Source organism: Roseibium aestuarii (genome assembly GCF_008477545.1).
Taxonomy (GTDB): Bacteria; Pseudomonadota; Alphaproteobacteria; order Rhizobiales; family Stappiaceae; genus Roseibium; species Roseibium aestuarii.
This window is the reverse complement of sequence record NZ_VORA01000001.1, coordinates 1-21248: the sequence shown is the minus strand read 5'-3', so window position 1 is coordinate 21248 and position 21248 is coordinate 1. Positions and strand designations below refer to the sequence as shown.

At 60.7% G+C, this 21248-nt stretch carries 19 protein-coding genes, 1 tRNA gene and 3 pseudogenes; 9 read left to right on the top strand and 14 right to left on the bottom strand.

What is annotated here, in order from left to right:
• Positions 1-22: 22 nt before the first annotated feature.
• The 7 genes from proB to rplU form a co-directional block, all read right to left on the bottom strand.
• A complete protein-coding gene (proB, locus tag FR728_RS00120) occupies positions 23-1162 on the bottom strand; it encodes a glutamate 5-kinase (protein ID WP_149890649.1) in 1140 nt (379 codons plus the stop codon).
• Complete coding sequence (obgE, locus tag FR728_RS00115) at positions 1162-2208, bottom strand: GTPase ObgE (RefSeq protein ID WP_149890648.1); 1047 nt, start codon at positions 2206-2208, stop codon at positions 1162-1164. Before obgE ends, proB begins: the two co-directional genes overlap by 1 nt.
• 33 nt (positions 2209-2241) lie before the next feature.
• The gene (locus tag FR728_RS00110) at positions 2242-2793 is read right to left on the bottom strand and encodes a GNAT family N-acetyltransferase (RefSeq protein WP_149890647.1); all 552 of its coding nucleotides are present in this window, start codon (positions 2791-2793) and stop codon (positions 2242-2244) included.
• Entirely contained in the window at positions 2790-3362 is a 573-nt protein-coding gene (locus FR728_RS00105; protein ID WP_149890646.1) for a GNAT family N-acetyltransferase, read from the bottom strand. Before FR728_RS00105 ends, FR728_RS00110 begins: the two co-directional genes overlap by 4 nt.
• Positions 3359-3976, bottom strand: coding sequence for a GNAT family N-acetyltransferase (locus FR728_RS00100; protein ID WP_149890645.1), 618 nt, complete (start codon positions 3974-3976; stop codon positions 3359-3361). The genes FR728_RS00105 and FR728_RS00100 overlap by 4 nt, the downstream gene beginning before the upstream one ends.
• Before the next feature lie 140 nt (positions 3977-4116).
• The gene (gene rpmA, locus FR728_RS00095; protein WP_006933726.1) at positions 4117-4386 is read right to left on the bottom strand and encodes a 50S ribosomal protein L27; all 270 of its coding nucleotides are present in this window, start codon (positions 4384-4386) and stop codon (positions 4117-4119) included.
• Between the two features lie 52 nt (positions 4387-4438).
• Entirely contained in the window at positions 4439-5005 is a 567-nt protein-coding gene (gene rplU / locus FR728_RS00090; RefSeq protein WP_149890644.1) for a 50S ribosomal protein L21, read from the bottom strand.
• A gap of 538 nt (positions 5006-5543) precedes the next feature.
• On the opposite strand from rplU, the gene FR728_RS00085 reads away from it, so the two are divergent.
• Positions 5544-5633: transfer RNA gene (locus tag FR728_RS00085), tRNA-Ser, on the top strand.
• A gap of 702 nt (positions 5634-6335) precedes the next feature.
• Here the strand turns inward: FR728_RS00085 and FR728_RS00080 are convergent.
• The 3 genes from FR728_RS00080 to FR728_RS19405 form a co-directional block, all read right to left on the bottom strand.
• Complete coding sequence (locus tag FR728_RS00080) at positions 6336-7316, bottom strand: phosphonate dehydrogenase (RefSeq protein ID WP_149890643.1); 981 nt, start codon at positions 7314-7316, stop codon at positions 6336-6338.
• A gap of 30 nt (positions 7317-7346) precedes the next feature.
• On the bottom strand, positions 7347-8255 hold the full coding sequence (locus tag FR728_RS00075; protein WP_188318742.1) for a LysR family transcriptional regulator: 909 nt from the start codon (positions 8253-8255) through the stop codon (positions 7347-7349).
• 648 nt (positions 8256-8903) lie between these two features.
• Positions 8904-9035 (bottom strand): transposase, encoded by a 132-nt coding sequence (locus FR728_RS19405; RefSeq protein ID WP_208998595.1) that lies wholly within the window; start codon positions 9033-9035, stop codon positions 8904-8906.
• 374 nt (positions 9036-9409) lie between these two features.
• On the opposite strand from FR728_RS19405, the gene FR728_RS00065 reads away from it, so the two are divergent.
• The 6 genes and pseudogenes from FR728_RS00065 to FR728_RS00040 all read left to right on the top strand — a co-directional run.
• Complete coding sequence (locus FR728_RS00065) at positions 9410-10297, top strand: phosphate/phosphite/phosphonate ABC transporter substrate-binding protein (protein WP_208998594.1); 888 nt, start codon at positions 9410-9412, stop codon at positions 10295-10297.
• A 134-nt stretch (positions 10298-10431) separates the two neighbouring features.
• The gene (gene phnE / locus FR728_RS00060) at positions 10432-11292 is read left to right on the top strand and encodes a phosphonate ABC transporter, permease protein PhnE (protein WP_149890640.1); all 861 of its coding nucleotides are present in this window, start codon (positions 10432-10434) and stop codon (positions 11290-11292) included.
• 12 nt (positions 11293-11304) lie between these two features.
• Positions 11305-12108 (top strand): phosphonate ABC transporter ATP-binding protein, encoded by an 804-nt coding sequence (gene phnC, locus FR728_RS00055; protein ID WP_149890639.1) that lies wholly within the window; start codon positions 11305-11307, stop codon positions 12106-12108.
• A complete protein-coding gene (locus FR728_RS00050; protein ID WP_188318741.1) occupies positions 12092-13603 on the top strand; it encodes an NADH-ubiquinone oxidoreductase-F iron-sulfur binding region domain-containing protein in 1512 nt (503 codons plus the stop codon). Before phnC ends, FR728_RS00050 begins: the two co-directional genes overlap by 17 nt.
• Complete coding sequence (locus FR728_RS00045; protein ID WP_149890637.1) at positions 13603-16356, top strand: molybdopterin-dependent oxidoreductase; 2754 nt, start codon at positions 13603-13605, stop codon at positions 16354-16356. The genes FR728_RS00050 and FR728_RS00045 overlap by 1 nt, the downstream gene beginning before the upstream one ends.
• A gap of 134 nt (positions 16357-16490) precedes the next feature.
• Positions 16491-17087 (top strand): annotated as a pseudogene (locus tag FR728_RS00040) (IS630 family transposase); the annotation flags it as partial.
• A 13-nt stretch (positions 17088-17100) separates the two neighbouring features.
• Here FR728_RS00040 and FR728_RS00035 read toward each other — a convergent pair.
• A pseudogene (locus tag FR728_RS00035) lies at positions 17101-17509 on the bottom strand (ATP-binding protein); the annotation flags it as partial.
• Between the two features lie 110 nt (positions 17510-17619).
• Between FR728_RS00035 and FR728_RS19760 the strand changes: the two are divergent.
• Positions 17620-17954 (top strand): annotated as a pseudogene (locus tag FR728_RS19760) (protein NO VEIN domain-containing protein).
• Positions 17955-17957: 3 nt separating this feature from the next.
• On the opposite strand, the gene FR728_RS00025 reads toward FR728_RS19760, so the two are convergent.
• The 3 genes from FR728_RS00025 to FR728_RS00015 are packed head-to-tail and all read right to left on the bottom strand — an operon-like array spanning position 17958 to position 20118.
• Complete coding sequence (locus tag FR728_RS00025) at positions 17958-18341, bottom strand: hypothetical protein (protein WP_149890636.1); 384 nt, start codon at positions 18339-18341, stop codon at positions 17958-17960.
• A complete protein-coding gene (locus tag FR728_RS00020; protein WP_149890635.1) occupies positions 18338-19663 on the bottom strand; it encodes a recombinase family protein in 1326 nt (441 codons plus the stop codon). The genes FR728_RS00025 and FR728_RS00020 overlap by 4 nt, the downstream gene beginning before the upstream one ends.
• Positions 19663-20118: a DUF2924 domain-containing protein gene (locus FR728_RS00015; RefSeq protein ID WP_036732847.1), complete on the bottom strand. Its 456-nt coding sequence runs from the start codon at positions 20116-20118 to the stop codon at positions 19663-19665. The genes FR728_RS00020 and FR728_RS00015 overlap by 1 nt, the downstream gene beginning before the upstream one ends.
• A gap of 543 nt (positions 20119-20661) precedes the next feature.
• On the opposite strand from FR728_RS00015, the gene FR728_RS00005 reads away from it, so the two are divergent.
• Positions 20662-21171: a helix-turn-helix domain-containing protein gene (locus FR728_RS00005; protein ID WP_149890634.1), complete on the top strand. Its 510-nt coding sequence runs from the start codon at positions 20662-20664 to the stop codon at positions 21169-21171.
• The last annotated feature ends 77 nt before the right edge of the window (positions 21172-21248 follow it).

Genomic DNA, 21248 nt, shown 5'->3' with positions numbered 1-21248 from the left:
CCAGCCCCTGCGGTCTTCCGTCTTAAACGCTTGCCGTCAGAAACGCATCATCCAGCGCCATGTCGTCGCGATGGATCATCTCCGCGCGACCGGGATAGCCGACGATGGCCTCGATCTCGCGGCTGTTGCGTCCGGCGATCATGCGCGCCTCGTCGTGATCATAGGCCACGAGGCCACGACCGATGATCCGACCCTCCGGGGTCAGGATGCTGACCGCATCGCCGCGGGAGAATTCGCCCTTGATGCGTGACACGCCTGCCGGAAGCAGGCTCTTGCCGGAGCGCAGCGCCTTCAGCGCGCCCTCGTCCAGAACCAGCTCGCCCCGGGCGACCAGATGACCCCCGATCCAGGCCTTGCGGGCGCTGGAGGGAGAGCCTTGCGCCGGGAACCAGGTGCAGCGGCCGCCGTCGCCCAGGATCTTGAGCGGATTGAGCGGCTTGCCGGACGCGATCACCATGGTGGTGCCGGCGCCCGTGGCGATCTTGCCCGCCTCGATCTTGGTCTTCATGCCGCCGCGCGACAGTTCCGACCCGGCGCTGCCGGCCATGCTCTCGATTTCCGGCGTGATGCGCGGAACGACGGGCAGGAAGACCGCATCCGGATTGGTCTGCGGGGCGGCCGTGTACATGCCGTCGATGTCGGAGAGAAGCACGAGAAGATCGGCGCTCGCCATGGTCGCCACGCGGGCGGCCAGACGGTCGTTGTCACCATAGCGGATCTCGCTGGTGGCAACGCTGTCGTTCTCGTTGATGATCGGCACCGCGCCAAGCTTCAGCAGCGTGGCGATGGTTGCGCGCGCATTGAGATAGCGGCGGCGCTCTTCCGTATCGCCCAGCGTCAGCAGGATCTGCCCCGCCTTGCGGTCGTGACGGCCGAGCACCTCGGCATAGGCCTTGGCCAGCTCGATCTGCCCGACGGAGGCCGCCGCCTGGCTTTCCTCCAGCTTCAGCGGACCGCGCGGCAGGTTGAGAATGCGCCGGCCCAGAGCAATCGACCCGGAGGACACAAGGATGACCTCCGCACCATTGGCGCTGAGGCCGACCAGATCATCGACCAGGGCTTCCAGCCAGGCGGTCTTCAGCCCCTTGTCATCGACCAGCAGGGCCGAGCCGATCTTCACCACGACGCGGTGAAAATCACCAAGACGATAGGCGTCGGCCATCAGGGGCGCCACCCTTCCTCGGGCTGGGACGGCACTTCATTGGCGGCGTCCTGCTTGTCCTTGTCGATGGCGCGCATGATCATGCGCAGGGCGCGATCAACGTTGAACCCGGACGCGGACGACAGGATCAGCGGCTTCTGGCCGCAGGCAGCCTCGAGCGAGGCAGAACGCTCGGCGATCATGTCCTCGGTGAGGGCGTCGCACTTGGACAGGGCAACGATCTCCGGCTTGTCGGTCAGGCCGGCGCCATAGGCTTCCAGCTCGCCACGCACGATCGTATAGGCCTCGCCCGGATCCTCCTCGCCCGATCCATCGACCAGATGGAGCAGCACGCGGGTGCGCTCCACGTGACCCAGGAAGCGGTCGCCCAGACCGGTGCCTTCATGGGCCCCTTCGATCAGACCCGGAATGTCGGCCATGGCAAAGGAATTGCCATCGATCTGCACGATGCCGAGGTTCGGATGCAGGGTGGTGAAGGGATAGTCGGCGATCTTCGGCTTGGCGGCGGAGACGGTCGCCAGGAAGGTGGACTTGCCCGCATTCGGCAGACCGACGAGGCCAGCATCCGCGATCAGCTTCAGACGCAGCCAGATCCACTTCTCCTGGCCTTCCAGTCCCGGATTGGCCCGGCGCGGCGCCTGGTTGGTGGACGACTTGAAATGCGCGTTGCCGAAGCCGCCGTTGCCGCCCTTGAGCAGCAGCACCCGCTGACCGATCTCGGTCAGATCGGCGATGAGGGTCTCGTTGTCCTCTTCATAGACCTGGGTGCCCACGGGCACGCGCAGGACGATGTCCGCGCCATCGGCCCCGGTGCGGTTTTTGCCCATGCCGTGGATGCCGGTGTCGGCCTTGAAGTGCTGCTGGTAGCGATAGTCGATCAGGGTGTTGAGGCCGTTGACGCATTCGATGATCACGTCACCGCCACGTCCGCCATCGCCCCCATCCGGGCCACCGTATTCGATAAATTTCTCGCGGCGGAACGAAACGCAGCCTGCGCCGCCGTTGCCGGAGCGCACGTAGACTTTCGCCTGATCGAGGAACTTCATTGGTCTTGTCTTTCTGTTCGTCCGTCGCGGCCGTCACTCTGAACGGGCGGCCTCGAAATCCTGTCTGGTCAGCTGCAGATGCACGTCCTCGACGATCCTGCCGAGGATGAGGCTCATGGCCCGCCCGTGGCCGGTCTGCCGGAAGCCGTTCTTCTTCAATACGTTCAGGGACCCGATGTTTTCGATCAGGGCCGCGCTGCGAACATCCTGGTGAGACGTTCGCGCAAACAGCCAGGAGAGCGCCGCCCTGACGGCCTCGCTCATGAAACCACGGTTCCAATAGGGTTCGCCCAGCCAATAGCCGATAACCGGGACCTTTTGCAAATCCCGGATGGAGACCACGCCGATCAAAAGCCCCTCATGGTCAATGGCGAAGGCTACTTCGTCGCTCGCCGGCCAGGCCAGCGCCTCTGCCTCGCACCACTCCAGATAGTCCCGCCCGGCCTCCCGGTCATAGGGGTGGGGCACGCGCAGAAGCATGCGCGCAACCGCCCGATTGCCGCACAGGGTCGCGATCCGGTCAAGATCGGAGACTCCGACCGGACGCAGTTCAAGTCGTTCCGTCCGGATCGGCGCGAGGCTCATGCGACGGTCCGATCGGCCGAAGCGTCAGCAGAACGCTCAAGCCGCATGACCACGCAATTGACCTTGCGGTCGAGCGGACGGGCGAAGCGGGTCGTCATGCCCCAGGGCCGAAATCCCAGCTTGCGCAGCACCTTGCGGGAGACGACATTCTCCTCGAAGACCCTCGCTCCGATGGCCTGGCAATCATGAGCCACAAAGCCCCAGTCCAGCACGGCGCGGGCCGCCTCCGTTGCATAGCCGAAGCCGTGGAACACCGATCCCAGCCAGTAGCCCAGGGTCGGGCAATCCGGCATGTCGTCCAGATCGCCCGGCGCCTCGATGCTGATGCAGCCGATCATCACCCCGCCCAGGGTGATGGCGAAGACGGCCTCGTGGGTCAGCGGATCGGCGGCCAGCGCCTCCGCGACGAAGCTCTCCGCATCCCCTTCCTGATAGGGCCAGGAGCAACCGGTGAGCCAGCGGGCCACCGCGAAGTCCTGTCCGCCAAGGGCCGCGATCGTCACCGCATCCTCAGGCTGGAGAGGACGCAGCACAAGTCGTCGGGTGACCAGGGTGGGCAGGGCGCTCATGCCAGTTCGCTCCGCCGGACGCCCCAGCTGCGCAGGGACTTCCAGACCTTGCGTTCCAGGTTGTAGCGCTCGATCGGCACCGTGCCGCCGGCCGCGATGGAGCGGATCAGAGACTGGTCCCGATACTGGAAGCCCGACTTGATCAGAACCTTGCGCGAGGCCGGGTTGGTGACCCGGCAGGCCGCCGTCAGCTCCGCCATGTCGCCATGGGTGAAGGCATGGTCGACGAGCGCATGCACCGCCTCGGTCGCCAGTCCCTGTCCCCAGAAGGGCTCACCCAGCCAGTAACCGACGTGAACCGGCATGCCCTCTTCCACGCGGGCATAGCGGGCCACTCCGATGAAGCGGCCGGTGCTGCGCAGGCGAATGGCAAAGAGCGCATTGTCGCCGCGCGCCATTTCAGCCTTGCGGATCAGCGCCTTGGCGTCATCGAGGGCAAAGGGATGGGGCATGGTCGCGAGATTCGCGGCAATGCGGTGGTTGTTGGCCAGAAACACGATGTCGGCCAGATCATCCCGGCGCGGCAGGTCGAGCCGCACCCGGTCTGCTTCCTGCGGCAAGGGGGCCGCGGGCAGACTGCTCTCGTCTAAAAGTCCATCTCTTTCGACAACCATGTAAAACTCCGATCAAAGCATGAAGAAAAAAAGGGGAGATGGCGACCCATCTCCCCTTTTCGATCTCTTCGGACCTTTGACCGGTTCATCTCGAACCGCCGGGGCTATGGGGCGCCGGCGGTTTTGATGACACGTCGGCTTTACTCCGCGGCTTCCGCTACCGGAAGCACGTTGATGTAGGTTCGCTTGTTGGCTTTGGCCTGGAACTCAACCTTGCCTTCGACGGTCGCGAAGATGGTGTGGTCCTTGCCCATGCCAACGCCGGTGCCCGGATGCCAGGTGGTGCCGCGCTGACGCGCGATGATGTTGCCCGGGATCACGGCTTCGCCGCCGAACTTCTTGATGCCGAGACGGCGACCAGCGGAATCGCGGCCGTTACGGGACGAGCCGCCTGCCTTTTTGTGTGCCATGAGGGTTACTCCTCGTTTTCTCTAGAACTTGGGACCTGAAGGGGACGGCGGCTTACTTGCCGGCCAGTTCCTTGGCCTGTTCAACCCAGTTACCGCGTTCGAACTTGCCCTTGAGGCCGGTTTCTTCTTCAACGCGAGCGACGTCGTCAGCCGACATGGCGGCGATCTGTGCGAAGGTGGTGATGCCAGCTTCGTTCAGCTTCTTGACGGCTGCCGGACCGGCGCCATCGAGCTGCTTCAGGTCATCGCCTTCAGCCGCAGCGGCTTCAGCCTTCTTCGGAGCGGCCTTCTGGGCCGGCTTCGCGCCACCGGTCAGGATGTCCGTCACCTTGAGGACGGTGTAGGCCTGACGATGACCGTTGCGACGACGGGAGTTCTGCCGACGACGCTTCTTGAAAATGATGATCTTGCGGTCGCGGCCCTGCTTGACCACTTCTGCAACCACGGTTGCGCCTTCCACGAGCGGAGCGCCAACGGTGGTGTCGGTGCCGTTGCCGACCATGAGCACTTCGTCGAAGGTCACGGTTGCGCCGTCTTCGGCTTCCAGCTTTTCGACCTTCAGGAGGTCGTTGGCGGCGACGGTGTACTGCTTGCCGCCGGTCTTGATCACTGCGAACATGTCTCGCACGTCCTTCTTTTCGTTCTTTGGTGTGTCCGGGAGACCCGGACGTGTCAGCTTCCCGGCGTCTGCCAGTCCGGCGCAAAAGCGCAGATCTGTCAGAGCTTTGAGACCGCAGTTCCGAAGGGTTTCGGGAGTGCTTGCCCGGCCTTGAGCGTGACGGAGTGAAACCTGCAAAGGGCACGAAGCCTTTCACAAGCCCGCGCACTATATGCAGATCGCATCTCAAGTCAACGGATTTGACGGCAAAAACGTCTTGCGCCACGCGGGCTTGGGCCACGCACCCCGGCGCCGCACCAACATGGGGTGGAGGTCCGCGTCCGGCAAGGCCTCGCATCGCCCGCGAAGGTTCCCGAGAACCGCGCCTGACGCAAGGTGACGCGAGCCTGCAAAATCAACCGCAGCACCGGCCCCTCGATCAGCGCCTTTCGACACCTGCAAAAAAAGCCGTCGATTTTTCAAAACCGCTCTTGCGAGCGCTCCGACCCTTGTCTATGTTCCGCGCCACTTGAACACCCGTTTCAAGTCCAAGGACCGCGGAGAGGTGCCGGAGTGGTTGAACGGGGCGGTCTCGAAAACCGTTGAGCGCGCAAGCGTTCCGAGGGTTCGAATCCCTCTCTCTCCGCCACATTCAGATACTGAATCCGTCCAAGGGCCCCGATTGGGGCCTTTCTTCCTTTTGTTTCAAAGGGCGTTGGCAGGGGCTATCCGCCCTTCGGAGACTGGGCGCTTGACGCAGAACGGGTCTCCGGATGGCCCGCGTCTCTCTTCGAGCGCCCCTCGACGGTACGGGACGGCTTGAAACATTCTGAAAATTCCAATGGGTTGCCGCGTTCAGTGGTTCTTCCCGTTCGCGAGATAATCCGGTGACGGAGACCGACACGAAGGCGCAGGACGGTCGAGAGGACGGCTCCGTGGCGGCCGATCCCAAAGTCGGGCGGCAGCGTTCGAACCCAGCCAGGACACTGCCGGAAGTCTCTGATGACAAACAGACTTCGTGCCCATAGCCTGGCGCAATGTCGAACGGGCCCTGGACGGATGAAGAGAACGACCTGATCGTCGCGGATTACCTGGGCACGGCCGAGGGAATGGACCTGGCCGTCTAGGGTCTGGGGCAGGGAATGTATGTCCTCCGCACCCCTGATCGCGAGCAGCCGCCGAGGGAATATGGGGAGTTGGAAGCGAAGGCTCGGGGGGCGAGCACCGATATCTGGTCTAGTGAATTGCTACCTCGCCAAGCGGGAGACAAGCGGACGGGCCTCGTGCCGGAAGAGATTGCGGGCGTGTGGCGTGCCATTCACGCTCTATCAATCGCAACAAGGATGGTCTGTTAAACAACACGTCCGAGCATTGGCGCGCCATCCAGATACCGGATGATGTCACGCGCCGCCGCCAGTTCGATGTCTCGACGAACCGATGCAACGGCCGAACCGAGATGCGGCGTGAAGACCGTGTTTGCGTGCGTCAGGAGGCGTTCTTCAATGCAGGTCGGCCGGTTGACGAGTGCCCAGTCCTCCAGCTCGAAAACGTCCGCCGCATAGCCGCCGAGCGCGCCCGACTCTAGAGAATCCGCAACCGCCGCTTCGTCGACCAGCGAGCCGCGAGCCGGATTGATAAGAAGCGCGCCGCGTTTCATCTCCGCCAGAGTGTCCGCGTTGATAATGTGATGGGTCGCGTGCGTCAGCGGCAAAGCGAGCACAACATAGTCACTCACCTCAAGCAGACGGTTCAGCTCGCTTCGAATCAAGCCTAGTGCGTCTTCCTTCGCAGGTGTTATCGGATTGGCGTCAAAATAGACGATCCGGCAGCGGAAAGCCCGCAATCGGTGGGCGATCGCCTGACCGATTGCGCCCATGCCAACTATGCCGACAGTCGATCCATCAAGGCCGGTGCCATAGAATTCCGGGCGCCAGCCGGAGAAACCGGCGTCGCGAATAGCGCGGTCGGCTTGCAGAAGATTTCGTCCCAGCGAAATCATGAGGCCAATCGTGAGTTCGGCCGTGGGAGCTGTCAGAAGATCCGGAACGATACTCACAGCAACGCCGCGGCTTCGACACGCCTCGAGATCAAAGTTGTCGGCACCTTTTAGGGCGCACGCGATAACGCGCAGATCCGGTGACTGTGCCAGAAAGTCCTCGTCAATATGATCCGGCATGAAGGCAATCATGCCATCAACGCCCTGCATGCGCACCAACAGCTCGCTTCGCGACCAGGGCACGCGATTGGGATTTGTAACGACATCGCCACGTGTCTTGAGTAGGTCGACGACAGCATCGTGAACCCAGTTTGTAACCAGTGTCTTGCGTGCCATGGAGTGATCCTGTCAGTGAGGGAGAGTTCTTCAGTGGGATGAGCCGGCCGAAGGAATGTGTGCATCCTGCTGTGTATGGGTGGTGCAATGATGCACGAAGGCGCGAGTCAGTGACGACTGAGGACAGTCGGCGGAAATTCCGAGATACAGGGTCTTGAAGATGTCGGCTTCCTTGATATCGAGGGCGACTAGGGAGCCAGAGGCAACTTCGCTTTCAACTGTATAGGCAAGCACGATCGATAATCCGAGGCCTGCCTTGACGGCTTCCTTGACCGCCGCGGTGCTTCCAAGCTGCCGCCCAATCTGCAGTTTGCAACTGTCTTGTCCGAAGAAGTCGCGCAAAATCCGGCCCGTTCCCGTGCCGCTTTCGCCGCCAATGATCGGGTAAGAAAGCAGCTCGTCTTTGCTGATAAGCGATTGGCGGGCAAGCAGATGGTCTTTTGGCGCGATGACAACCAGCTTCTCGCGACACCAGCTCAGCCACTCGATGCTTGGATGGGTTTCGCGCCATTCTGACATCACAACGTCGGCTGTCCCCGAGAGCAACGCATCGATGGCGCCCCGGTTCGTGGTGATCGCAAGGTCAACAGAATATTCGCCGCGTCTTCTTGTTTCGAAATCAGCCACCAGGCGCGGCGCGAGATAGACACCGATATTGCCGCTGGCCACCAGATTGAGCCGGCGATTCTCGATAACGGCACGAGAGCGTTCGGCGGCGGCCATGAGCGAGCGGGCATGCGGGATGAAAAGCTGGCCAGCTTGCGTTGGCACTGATTGTCCGCGATTGCGGAAGATCAGTGCTGCGCCGAGATACTCTTCCAGTTTACGTAATTGTTGCGAAACGGTGGGCTGCGAACAGGACAGACGTTGTGCTGCCTGCTGGATGCTCCCTTCGTCGAGAATGGCCAGAAACGTTTGAACTTGAGCCAGGGACAGCATCGGGCGTCTCGACCATCTATGACCACGTGGATTGCAAACGGACATTTGCCGATGAGAATTACATTTGTCAATCTAATCTCTACAAGTTCCAAAAAAAAAAATCCTCATGAACCTTCACGCAAGATAAGTCTAGGCCGTGTGGACGGATATGATCAAGGTGAAGCCGCAGGCAAGGGCGACGAATGATGCGTAGTTCTGCGCCGTCTTTTCGCAGCGCATGGCAACGCGCTTGAACCTCTTGAGTCTTGCCGACCGCCTGCTCAATGCGGGCACGGCCCTTGTAGAGCGCTTTGGCTAAGAACTTCGGCCGCTCCTTCGCGCTGTTCCGATAGGGGATGACCGGGCAGATGCCTCGATCGCGCGCGGCCTCGCGGTTGCCTTGGCATCGTAGCCCCTGTCGGCGATCGCCGCGCGCGGCGCGACGGCGGGGCCGATACTGAGCAGGATCTCGAAGTTGCAGCTGTCGCTGGCCTCGCCGCCGGTCAGGTGGAACGCGATCGGATGGCCGTCGCAGTCGGTCTTGATGCGATCTGCCGAGCGCCTGGGCGTCTGCCCCCTTTTGCGCCCGCCGCCGACACGTGCGCCCACATGATCGTGGAGTCGAACATCTGCACCAGATGCGCGCTCTTGCTGGTGTTCGCCCAGGGCCTAGAAGGACGCCTCGAACGTGCCCGATCGACTCAGCCGCCAGAAGCGCTTCCACACGCTGTTCCAGTTGCCGAACTCGGCCGGCAGCGCCCGCCACGTGATGTTGTGCACGATGATAGTGCAGCGCCTCAAGGAATTTCCGATCGTCATGACCGCGCTCGCCGCGCCTCGAGCGCACGGCGCGCAACACCTCGACTGCAATCTCCCAGTCATTCTCCGTCATCCGCGTCAGCATTGTCGACCCCTCCGCAGCCGACAAGCCATGAATCACCGACGAACTGATTTGGGAATCCAGAAACCATCATCTTGCGACAATCCGTCCACACGACCTAGGAGCGTAGAGCCGCGATACGGCGCTCCGATTGGGCTAAATTTTGAATTCGTTTTTACAATGTAATAATCTTGTCATTGAAAAATGTAATCCACAATCCTGTCTGAGGATATCAGACGGGCGGCAATCTGAAGTCGCCGCTAGGTCGGTTTGAAACTGGATGAGGATATTAGTAATGTTGACACGCCGTGGTTTTGGGAGGCTCGCTGCCTCTTCCGTTGCAGCTGGTGCACTTGGATTCGCCTCCGCGGCGAATGGCCAGCAAAAGCGCGATGGCAAGCTTCATCTGCGCTTTGCGATCGCGCCGGTTCGTCCGACGCCCGCATTGACGATCAAGGAATTCGACCCCGTGTTCGCCTATCTGGCGAAAGAGCTTAACGCCACCTACGAACTCACCTCGCCTGAAAGCTGGGCGGCGATCTCGGTGGCGATGACCAACGGCCACATCGATATCGGCTGGCTTGGACCGTGGGGATATGTGCTCGCATATCATCGCGTCGGCACACAGGTCATCGCGACGGTGAAATATCGCGGCGTCCCGTCCTACCACGCGATCATTGAAGGCCGTCCAGGACTGCCGATCAAGGAATTCCCGAAGGATGCGAAAGGCATGAAGCTGTCGCTGAGCGATCAGGGCAACACTTCGGGTTGGCTCATTCCCTACGCTCATATGGTCAAGAGCGGAATCGATCCGCGCGAATACTTCCAGCTTCGTGAAGGCGCGACGTTTGGCAATAACGTGTCGATGATTCAGGAGGGCCTGATCGATCTTGGCTCCAACATGGATCGTGGCCGCAACGGCATGATCGAGGCCGGTGAAATGGATCCGAGCAAGGTTCATGTCTACTGGACCTCTGAGCCGCTCCCGAACGACGCCATCTGCGTGCCGAAGGATTTCGATCCCGCGCTCAAGAAGGACGTGCTCGCGCTTCTCACCGGCCTGTCCGAGGAAAAGGCGCAGTCCCTGATGGGCAGCGGCTACAACGGCTTCGTTCCGGCCACGCACGAGGACTATGCGATCATCGAGGAAGCAGGTCGCATTACCGGAAAGCTTCGCACCTAAGGGAACGGCGGGATTCGCCTCGCGTCGAAAATCCGGCGACAGGTGGGAAAACCCTGTCGCTAGTTCTCGGCGCAGGATCTCCGGTTGATGTCGCAATATTCACATCGAGCAAAAATGGTTGGGCAAGATTCAATATGATCGCGAGCTTCGACAAAAAGCGTTACATCGAGCCATCTCAGACAATCTTGTCTTGGCAAGCCCTGCGAAACTTCGCGACATTCCTATGTGTCGTGGTGTTTCTTGCGACCGCATTCTCGGTTGTGCAGTTTGATTTGTCCAAGCTCCTGAACGGCCTACCGAAAATCGGCAGCTGGTTTGTTCAAATGTTTCCGCCTGATCTGAGCGATATTGATCGGGTTCTGCAGGATGCATTCCAGACACTTGCGATGGCGACCGTCGGGACGATCTTAGCGTTACTCGTTTGCATTCCACTTGTACCCTTGGCAGCCCGCAACACCACGCCCAACATGATTCTCTATCGCTTCGTGCGTGGCATTTTCTCGATCCTGCGGGGTACGGAAGTGCTGGTCTTCGCGCTGATATTCGTCGCTGCTGTCGGATTTGGCCCATTCACCGGAGTGCTGGCCATCATGTTCAATATGGTCGGAGCACTGGGCAAGTTGCTTACAGAAGTCATTGAACCCGCCAATCCGGGGCCAGTAGAGGCCGTGCAGCTTACCGGCGCAGGCCGCGTGAAAGCGTTCCGCTATGCCCTTCTGCCGGATGTCTGGCCCAATATCATCGCCTCCACTCTCTATATCTGGGAGTTCAATGTCCGCGCCTCGACGGTTCTCGGCATCGTTGGCGCAGGCGGCATCGGGCAGACACTGAAAGATTCGATTGACCTGCTGGACTTTCCAAAAATGATTGTCGTCCTTGGCGTCATCCTCGCCATGGTAATCGCCATCGACACTATTAGTTCCTGGGTACGCAACCTGATCCTGAATCCGAACGCGAAAGCCAGCAAGACGCTGCGCTCTCCGATCCGCGCATAAGGTGTGAACAGCATGAACACGCTTGCTCGTACCGACATGTCGGATGTCCAGTCCGTGTGGATTGCCGACGATCACGTCATTGAGGTCAGCAATCTGCGCAAGTCGTTCAGCGGCCGGCCGATCCTCAACTCCGTTTCCTTCTCGGTTTTACGCGGGGAGTTCGTCGTTCTGCTTGGACCGAGCGGCGGCGGAAAGTCGACGCTGTTCCGTTGCCTCACTCGCCTTGCCGAGCCGGATAGCGGTCAGATCAAGATCAACGGAACAACGGTTTCGAGTCTTGGTTCGCAGGCCCTGAGTGATTTTCGCCGCCAGGTGGGATTCATCTTCCAGCAGTTCAACTTGGTGAAGCGAATGACGGCGGTCGATAATGTTCTTGCCGCGCGACTCGCGCACACGTCGTTGCTGCGTGTGCTGGTTCGACGCTTTTCGAAAGATGATCGACAGCTGGCTCTGGCGTGTCTCGATAGCGTCGGGCTGCTGGACCAAGCCTATCAGCGAGCGGAGAGTTTGTCTGGTGGTCAACAGCAACGTGTGGCCATTGCGCGCGCATTTGCGCAGGGTGGATCTCTTTTGCTGGCGGATGAACCTATCTCCAGTCTCGATCCTGAAGCTTCAGAAAACGTCCTCCAGATCTTGCAGGATGCGGCTCGCAATCGCGGGATGACTGTAATGTGCAGTTTGCATCAAGTCGATTTCGCATTGCGCTATGCGGATCGCATCGTGGCACTGAAGGACGGCGAAGTTTTCTTCAATGGCAAGCCGTCGGATTTCGACCCGAGTGTGCGTGAGGAACTATATCGTGGCAACAAAGCATAATCGTCCCGCGCCGAAGCGTCAGCCTCAGCCAACCCCGGCCGAGATCATTACGGTCGAAGAGGCTGTAGCCCGCTTAGGCACTTCGCGTGATGCTCTGCTGGAAACGCTGTTGAACATCCGGGATGCTCATGGCGGAGTGAGCGAGGCTGCGTTGCTTTATGTGGCGCGACTTCTGCGCTTGAGTCCCGCTGAAGCCTACGAGGTGGCAACCGCCTCTCCTGCTGTAAACTACGAAGTGACGTCGCGGCGGCAAGCTGGAGATGTGTGTTGTGACAGTGTGGTTTGTGTCATGCTGCGCGGCACTGACAGTGGCGACCATGCTTTTTGCAAGGGGCACTGCCGTATCGCTGCAACGAGCCAACCACGATCGTTCGACGCGTTTCGGAAGGCCGGAGGTTATACGACTGTTGAGCAGTTGCTGATGTTTCCCGCCAGTCGCGAAGAGATTCTGGATCGGGTCGCCAATAGCAGGATTGTCGGGCGTGCCGGAGTCGGATACCCAGTTTACCAAAAATGGCAGAATTTAATGGCGGCGGGCGGCGATCCGGTCGTGATTGTGAACGCGAATGAGGGCGAAATCGCCACATTCAAGGACCGAACAATCCTTGAAAGCGATCCGCACGCCGTGTTGGAGGCGGCTTTGGTGGCGGCCCTGATAACGGGCGCCCGAACGATATTTTTCTACCTGAAAGATGATTATAGCCACCTGCATCCGGTTCTGCTGAATGCAATCGACGCTGTCGCCCGAGCAGCCATTGCGCCGGACATTTGCATTCATCTGCGCAGAAGCGGTGGCGCTTATATCTGCGGTGAAGAAACGGCTTTGATCTCAAGCTTGGAAGGCTACCCTGCACGGCCTCGCGAGCGGCCGCCATTCCCTACGGATCATGGTTACATGGGGCGCCCAACGCTGGTGCATAATGTCGAGACATTCTATCGCCTGCGTGCCGCATGGGGTGCCAGAATGGAGCCGGATATTGCTGTGTCCGGGTTGCTCGATCCGACGGCAACGCTTTTCAGTGTCTCCGGGCGCGTTCGTCGTCCGGGTCCGGTCCTTGTTTCCGGGATGCAGCAACCGCTCGCCACGCTGCTCGATGCAGCCGGTGGCCTTGAGGACGGGCACGAACTCGGCGGCATGGTGATCGGCGGATCGGCCGGAACCATCATTCGCTCTCATCAATGTTTCGTTCGGCTTGCTGATCTCATCGCGAACGGCCTGCGATTGGGCACTGGCAGCGTGATCGTTTTCGGCGCGAACGACGATAAGCGGTGGATCGCGGCACAGATGGCCAGTTTTCTGGCGCGAGAAAATTGTGGCCAGTGCAGCCCCTGTCGGATCGGCAGCCAGATGTCAGCGCGCGCGCTGGCAGACGGCCAGCTTGATGGGCTCGACGACCTCGCTTCGGCGATGAGCGAAGCGTCAATCTGCGGGCTCGGTAAGAGCGCCGGTCGTTTTCTGGCTGGTGTACTTCCGCTTTTACGTGAGAACCATTGATGAGTGTCGTAACCGCCGTCATCGACGGAATAAGTATCAGCGCAAAAAAGGGAACGAGCGTACTGCGTGCGGCCCAGGCAGCAGGCCTCAATCTCCCTTATCTGTGCGCCTGTGAACGCGAAGGTTATAAGCCGATCGCTGCCTGTCGCACCTGTCTGGTTGAGGTCGGAGGGCGAGACGAACTGGTGCCTGCCTGCCGGCAGCCAGTTGAGCACGATATGGTCGTGTATTCCGAGAGCGAGCGGGCCGTGCAGACGCGCCGTGTTGTCGTCGAATTACTCAGTTCCGAGATGAGTGCCGAAGCAGTACATCGCCACTCCGAGAGTCGGTTCCAGAAACTAATTTCACGTGTTGAGGCTGATGCGACGCGCTTTGGTCGGCGAGCTGACACTGCGGAGCCGGATCGGCGGCATCCAGGCATTGTGGTTGATTCCGATGCCTGCATACGGTGCGGACTATGTCGCTCCGCCTGTCAGGACGTGCAAGTCAACAGTGTGATCGCATTGGCAGGACATGGCGATGGCATCCACGTGACTTTCGATACCGGCAAGACAATGGCGGAAAGCAACTGTGTGACATGTGGCGAATGTGCCCAGGTTTGTCCGACCGGCGCAATCAAACAAGCCGCGCTCGCTACCGATACCCCGGCGAAAATCGATCACTCGTCCGAAACCGTTTGTCCATTCTGCAGTGTCGGCTGCCGCGTCAATCTTAACATCGCGAATGATCGAGTGGTCTATGCCGAAGGCGCCGATGGGCCGGCCAATCATGGACGATTGTGCGTAAAGGGACGATTTGGCTTCGATTACTTGCGACATCCAGACCGACTCACCGTGCCGCTGATCCGCCGCGACGATGCCCCGAAGGACCCTTCGCATAATCTGCATGGCGCGGACATTCTGAAGCTCTTTCGTCCGGCGACATGGGATGAAGCATTGGATCGCGCTGCGACAGGATTCAGGGAATTGCGCGATTCTCTCGGCGGCGACTCATTGGCTGTCCTGGGATCGGCTAAAGGCTCAAACGAAGATGCTTACATTTTGCAAAAGGCGGCCCGTACTGCATTTCGTACCGCCCACATCGATCACTGCACGCGGCTCTGTTCGTCGGTCCCTCCGCTAGCAGAGGCGACAGGTTTCTCGGCGGTGACAATTCCGATTGAGCAGATCGCGTTCGCGGATGTGGCATTAATGGTCGGCTCGAATCCGGACGTGAACCATCCGGTTGGTGCCTCCGTCATCAAGAATGCGGTGCGGCATGGCACGAAACTTATTCTGGTCGATCCCTATCAGCAGTCCCTGTCACGGCTCGCGACGCATTACCTACAATTGTCGCCCGGGACAGATGTCGCGCTGCTGTCGGCGATGACGCGTGTTGTCACGTCCGAAGGGCTCTACGACGCAGACTTCGTTCGTCAGCGGCTGGAAGGCTTCGATGAACTTCTTGAGCGTATCGAACCTTATACGCCCGACGTTGCTGCTGCCGTCTGCGGAGTTTCCGCTGAGACGATCGTACAGGCTGCGCGGCTGTTCGCCAAAGCGTCGGCTGCGATGTGCTTCTGGGGGATGGGAGCTTCTCAGCATGTGCATGGCGCCGACAATATTCGCGCGGTGATCGCATTCGCGTTAGTGTGCGGACAAGTTGGTCGGCCCGGCGCCGGGCTGCACCCGCTGCGTGGGCAGAACAATGTGCAAGGCTCGTGTGACGCCGGCTTGGGACCGAGTTATTTACCAGGTTATCGTCCTATCGTCGAAGAACAACGCGCCCTGTTTGAAGGCCTATGGGGAACGTCGCTGCCGGAAGGCCCAGGTCTATCGACGATTGAGATTATGAACGCCGCTCGTGCCCGCCGCGTGAAAGGCCTTTATGTCGTCGGCGGCAATCCCTCGATGGCAAATCCGGATCTTGCTGCCACGCGCGAGGCATTGGCGAAACTTGACCACCTGGTGGTGCAGGATATTTTTCCAACGGAGACTGCCGCTTTTGCTGACGTCATCCTGCCGGCTGCGGCGCTTGCCGAGCGGTCAGGTACTGTCACCAACACAGATCGTATCGTGCAACTGGTAGAGCCCGTGTTGCCCCCACCTGGCCAGGCCCGAGAGGATTGGACCATTACCAGTAGCATCGCGGAGCGTTTGGGGGTGTCAAGCCTCGGCCATACACATGAATCTATTTTTGACGAGATGGCCTCGGTTGTTCCTGTCCTGAATGGCCTTAGCTGGTCGAAGCTGAAAGCGGAACGCCACGTTCGTTATCCGATCCATCCAGCTGAAGCGATGACGGATGTCTCATCCGGTTTTGATGCCGGGCTCCAGGACAGTTTGTTCGCTGAGGCATTTCCGTGTGGCAAGGCGCGAATTTCGCCTCTCCACGGATTACAGCCCATCGAACCTCCTGATGCGGAGTTTCCACTAATTCTGGTTACCGGCCGCGTGCGCGAACATTGGCATACCGGATCGATGACGCGCCGCGCCGATGTGCTCGATGCATTGGCGCCCGAAGCACTTGTTCATGTCAATTCTGCCGATTTTGATCGTCTCGGTTTGTCTGCCGAGCAAATGGTAAGCGTGGAAACGCGTCGTGGCGTCATATCAGCTAGACCGGTTGCCGACGAAAAGCTGCAGGCTGGAGTTATATGGATGGCGATGTCATTCGTTGAGTCCGCAGTCAACGAACTGACGATCAACAAGCTCGATAATTATACTCGGGTGCCCGAGTATAAATTCTGCTCGGCGCGGATTGTATCGGCCTAGAATGCCGATTGTGTCAGAATGTCAAAATAGTTGTATTATTTTGATTGTGGGGATCGGATTTGAACCTACGACCTTCATCTATCCTGTTGTTTTCGTGATTTTCCGCATCGTTCCATGTCTCTTTGATCTCCGGAGCGCACGCCTCAGAGCAGCAGCGTCCCGATGTCCTGCGCCGCCGCATAGCCTGGTTCGACGGCCAGCCCGACCTCGATCCCGAGAAACTGATCTTCATCGACGAGACCGCGGCATCCACGAAGATGGCGCGATTGCGCGGGCGCAGCCTGCGCGGGGAGCGGTGCCGGGCGGCCGTTCCCCATGGCCACTGGAAAACCACGTCCTTCAACGCCGGCTTGCGGTTGAACGGCATGGCCGCGCCGATGCTGCTCGACGGCCCGATGAACGGACCAGCCTTCCTCGCCTATGCCGAGCGGGTTCTCGCACCCGAGCTTCGCCCCGGCGACGTCGTGATCATGGATAACCTGCCAGCCCACAAGATCAGCGGTGTGCGCGAAGCCATCGAGAAGGTTGGTGCACGGCTCCTGTTCCTGCCGCCATATTCGCCTGACTTCAATCCAATCGAGATGGCATTCTCAAAGCTCAAGGCTCTCCTGAGGAAGGCAGCCGCCAGAACAATCGACGAACTCTGGTCGGTCGTGGCCAACTGCCTCTCAGCGTTTAAACCAGAGGAATGCAGGCACTATTTCGAGGCAGCGGGCTATGACCCGGAGTAAGTCGAATCTGCTCTAGGTCGATGAAATTGAAAAAGCGCCCGCGTGCACCGTAGCGGATCAGTTTCCGGGCAATGGCGATCGCCAGATGCGACTTGCCCGTGCCGGTGCCGCCGTCCAGAACGACGTTGCGCTGATCGGCAACGAAGGCGCCGCCGGCGAGATCACAGATCAGACTCTCGTCGACTGGCGTCCCGGTGAAGTCGAAGTCGTCGATGTTTCGCCAGCGGCAGCTTGGCGACGGTGAGCTGGTATTTGATGGAGCGCGCCTGCTTCTCCGATATCTCTGCCTGCAGCAGATCGCCGACGATCCTCGGCGGCTCGTGCTGCCGCTTGATGGCGACGCCCATGATCTCGTCATAGGCCGAGCGTATCCCGTAGAGCTTCAGCGCTCCCATCAGTTCCATCGCTTCGGTGCGTTCCATGGCTGTTTGTTCTCCTAAGTCCGTCATAGCGGGCGCAGTCGGCGATCGGCTCGTGAGCCAGCTTCAGCGCCTGTGAATGGAAAGGATCGTGCCCGGCTCCGGGATCGCGGCTGCGGGCCAGGTTCGGGCAATCGCCGACACTATCGTCCCGGGCATCAGGCTTTCCTCAATGGTCCGTTCCTTCGCCTCATCCGGGCTATGACATCGCGAGTTTCGCCCCGGACGGGCTCCTGCGGCTGATCGAGGTCAAGACCACGAACGGATGGGAGCGCAGCCCTTCCACATCACCCGCAACGAACTGGCCGTGGCCGAGGAGCGCCGGTCGGAATGGCGGCTGTTCCGGCTGTGGAATTTCTCCCGCGAGCCGAAGGCGTTCGAACTGCACCCGCCGCTGGACGCGCATGTCTCGCTGACTGCGACGACGTTTCAGGCGAGCTTTCACTGAGGCTCAGTCGAACACCTGCCCCGGCTGTTCGTGCCATGGCAGGGCCGCGACTTCCGTAAGTTTCAACAGGGTCACGGCGGGCACTTCGCGCTTGTAGACCAGCCGCTTGAGGACACCCGGCGCGAGATAGGCGAGCCGCAGCTGTCGGCTGACATGGCGTTCGGCAAGCCCCACGGCTTTCGCCAGATCGGTGACCGTATTGAACTCGCCAGCTTCCATGCGCCGCCGCCAGCCCCACGCCCGGCCAATGGCGCGCAGAATATGCGGATCCTGTGTCCGGTCTTCGCTCGGCAGATAGGTGGCGGGCGGCATGATCTTCGGCCGCCCGTTCTGCTTGCGGACCTTGAGCGGTACGAAGATCTGAATGGACTCGTCGGGTTTCATCATTCCGCCGCCACCTTCTTTCGTGGCGCCATCATGTCGCGCATGACGCCCGAGACGCCGTCGGTCCGGACATCGATCACCAGCCCTTCGGAGGTCACGGTGACCCGGCGCACCAGCAACTGCACGATCCGGGTCTGCTCCGCAGGGAACAGCTGGCCCCAGACGTCATCGAACGTCTCCAGCGCGGAGATCACGTCGGCCTCGGCGAAGGCGTGACCCTCGCGCGCCAAGTGGGCGATGACCTGTGCCGTGATTGACGGGGCGCGCATCACCCGCCGCAACTCGGTCACCACGGCCGCTTCCACCAGGTCGGCAGGAAGGCGGCGCGGGATGCCCTCATCGCTCGGTTCGCGATTCTTGATGACGTCCATCGAGACGTAGTACCGGTATCGCCGCACGCCCTTCTTCGTGCTGCTCGGGGTCATGGCGGCGCCCGTGGCCGTGAATATCAGCCCCTTGAGCAGCGCGGGCGCCTGCGCGCGGGTGTTGTTGGCGCGCTTTCGCGGGTTCTGCCGCAAGATGGCATGGACCTGATCCCACAGCTGTTCGTCGATGATGGCCTGATGCTCGCCGGGATAGGCCTTGCCCTTGTGGACCGCGTCGCCGCGATAGACGCGGTTCACCAGCACCCTGTAGAGATATCCCTTGTCGACCAAGGTGCCCTGCTTGTTGCGGAGCCCTTTGCGGCGCAGTTCGCGCGCCAGCACGGTCGCTGAGCCGACCTCGACGAACCGTTCGAAGATGCCGCGCACGGTGGCGGCCTCTTCCTCGTTCACCACGAGTTTGCGGTCCTTCACATCGTACCCGAGCGGGACATAGCCGCCCATCCACATGCCCTTCATGCGGGAGGCGCGGACCTTGTCCCGGATGCGCTCGGCCGTGACCTCGCGCTCGAACTGCGCGAAGCTGAGCAGAATGTTCAGCGTCAGCCGCCCCATGGAGGTGGTGGTGTTGAAGGACTGCGTGACCGAGACGAAGGTCACGCCATTACGGTCGAAGACCTCGACCAGCTTCGAGAAATCCATCAGCGACCGCGACAGGCGGTCGATCTTGTAGACGACCACCACATCGATCAGGCCATCTTCGATGTCGGCCAGCAGCTGCTTGAGGCCAGGCCGTTCCAGCGTCCCGCCCGAAATCCCGCCATCGTCATACTGATCGCGGACCAGAACCCAGCCCTCGGAGCGCTGGCTGGCAACGTAGGCCTCGCAGGCCTCTCGCTGGGCGTGCAGGCTGTTGAACTCCTGCTCCAGCCCTTCCTCGGACGACTTGCGCGTGTAGATGGCGCAGCGCTGGCGGCGGACGGGATTTGCGCGCTGCTCCATCAATCATTCCCCCGCTTTCGTTCGCGCAAGCCGAAGAAGCGGTAGCCATTCCACCGCGTCCCGGTGATCGCCCGCGCAATCGCGGACAAGGATTTGTACGGTCTCCCCTGCCATTCGAATCCGTCCCGCAAGACCGTGATCGTGTGCTCGACCCCGTTCCATTCGCGGATCAGCCTCGTGCCGACCACGGGATTGCGAGGATCGGCGATCTGGCTCTTGCGCGTCAGGGTGCCGCCAACCTCGTCGGCCAGCAGGTCAAGCATGCGTCGGGTTTCGCGATCAGGACCGCCATACGTCAGCTCCTGGATGCGGTAGGCCAACCGGCTCTCGAGGAACGCCCGGCTGTTGTTCGGCGCCGCCGTGGCAAAGATCGTCTGCCACTCCGCCTTCAACTGGGTGACGGACATGGACTTCAGCGCGGCCAGACGCGCGGGGATGGGATCGGGCTTCGTCATGCGTTTCTCCGGTGAGTTGGAGTTGCATGACGGCATTGGTCTTCGGGATAGTGTAGGCAACGTTCTCCAGTATTGTCAGATGCTTCGCGCCCATCCTTACAGAGCAGCCGAACCAGCCCAACCGCCAGCAGGCCGCACAACTCGGCGCGGCGCTCGGCGGGCGTCATCTGGTCGGGCGGGAGCGGATTGGGGCGTTTCAACTTGGTCTCCGTCATGCGGCGCTTGGTTGCAGCGCGTTCTGAGAGAGAAAAGCCAAGTGGTCGGCCTGATCGGGACAGCTGCCGTCAGAAGAGCCTGATACCGGGATTCCGAGCCGAACAAACCGGCCTCAGAGGGGCGCCCCATAGGTCATCTGTGTCTGGGGGTTCCATATGTTTGTTATGCGCCTTCCCGTTCTCCTGCGTAACTGACGTCTTAATCAGGAGACGCTGACGACTTGGAGGAGGAGAAGCATGTGTCTGCGCCCCCAAGACACAAACGTCCACTTTCAGAGCCTTGTGCGGAGCCCTGGCAGGCTGCATCTATGAGGCAAGGAGAACACAAATGACCGAACAGAATCAATCAGAAACGGCAACCCCGCCCAAGAAGCCGCGTCGGTCCGCGAACGCGGACAAGTGGGGCGCGAAGGTAATGGAGCAGGGTTTCTGCATGATCCCGTCGCTGCTGCTGCGCGCGCAACGCCGGCTGCACCTGAACCCGTCTCAGCTCGCCGTCCTGCTTCAGATCATCGATCACTGGTGGGACGCCGCACGCAAACCGTACCCGAGCAAAAAGGAGCTTTCCTCCCGCCTCGGCATCAGCGAGCGCCAGGTGCAGCGTTACATCACTGACCTCGAACGGGAGGGGCTGCTGCGTCGGCACGAGCGTTACGGCGAACACGGCGGACGGCAGACCAATATGTACGACCTGCAGGGCCTCGTCGACAAACTCGCCGAGATCGAGCCCGAGTTCCGCGAGGCGCGTGAGTTGGCGCGCAAGAGCCGGAAGGCTGCTGCCTCCCCTGGCTGGCGTCCCAAGAAGAAGACCGGGGCTGACAAGGACGGCCCCAGCTAAACCCGACTGATCCAGTCCACCCGAAGACCTCACCACGAAGCAGCAAGATGCGCTGCTTCGAACGATCCCGCACGTCC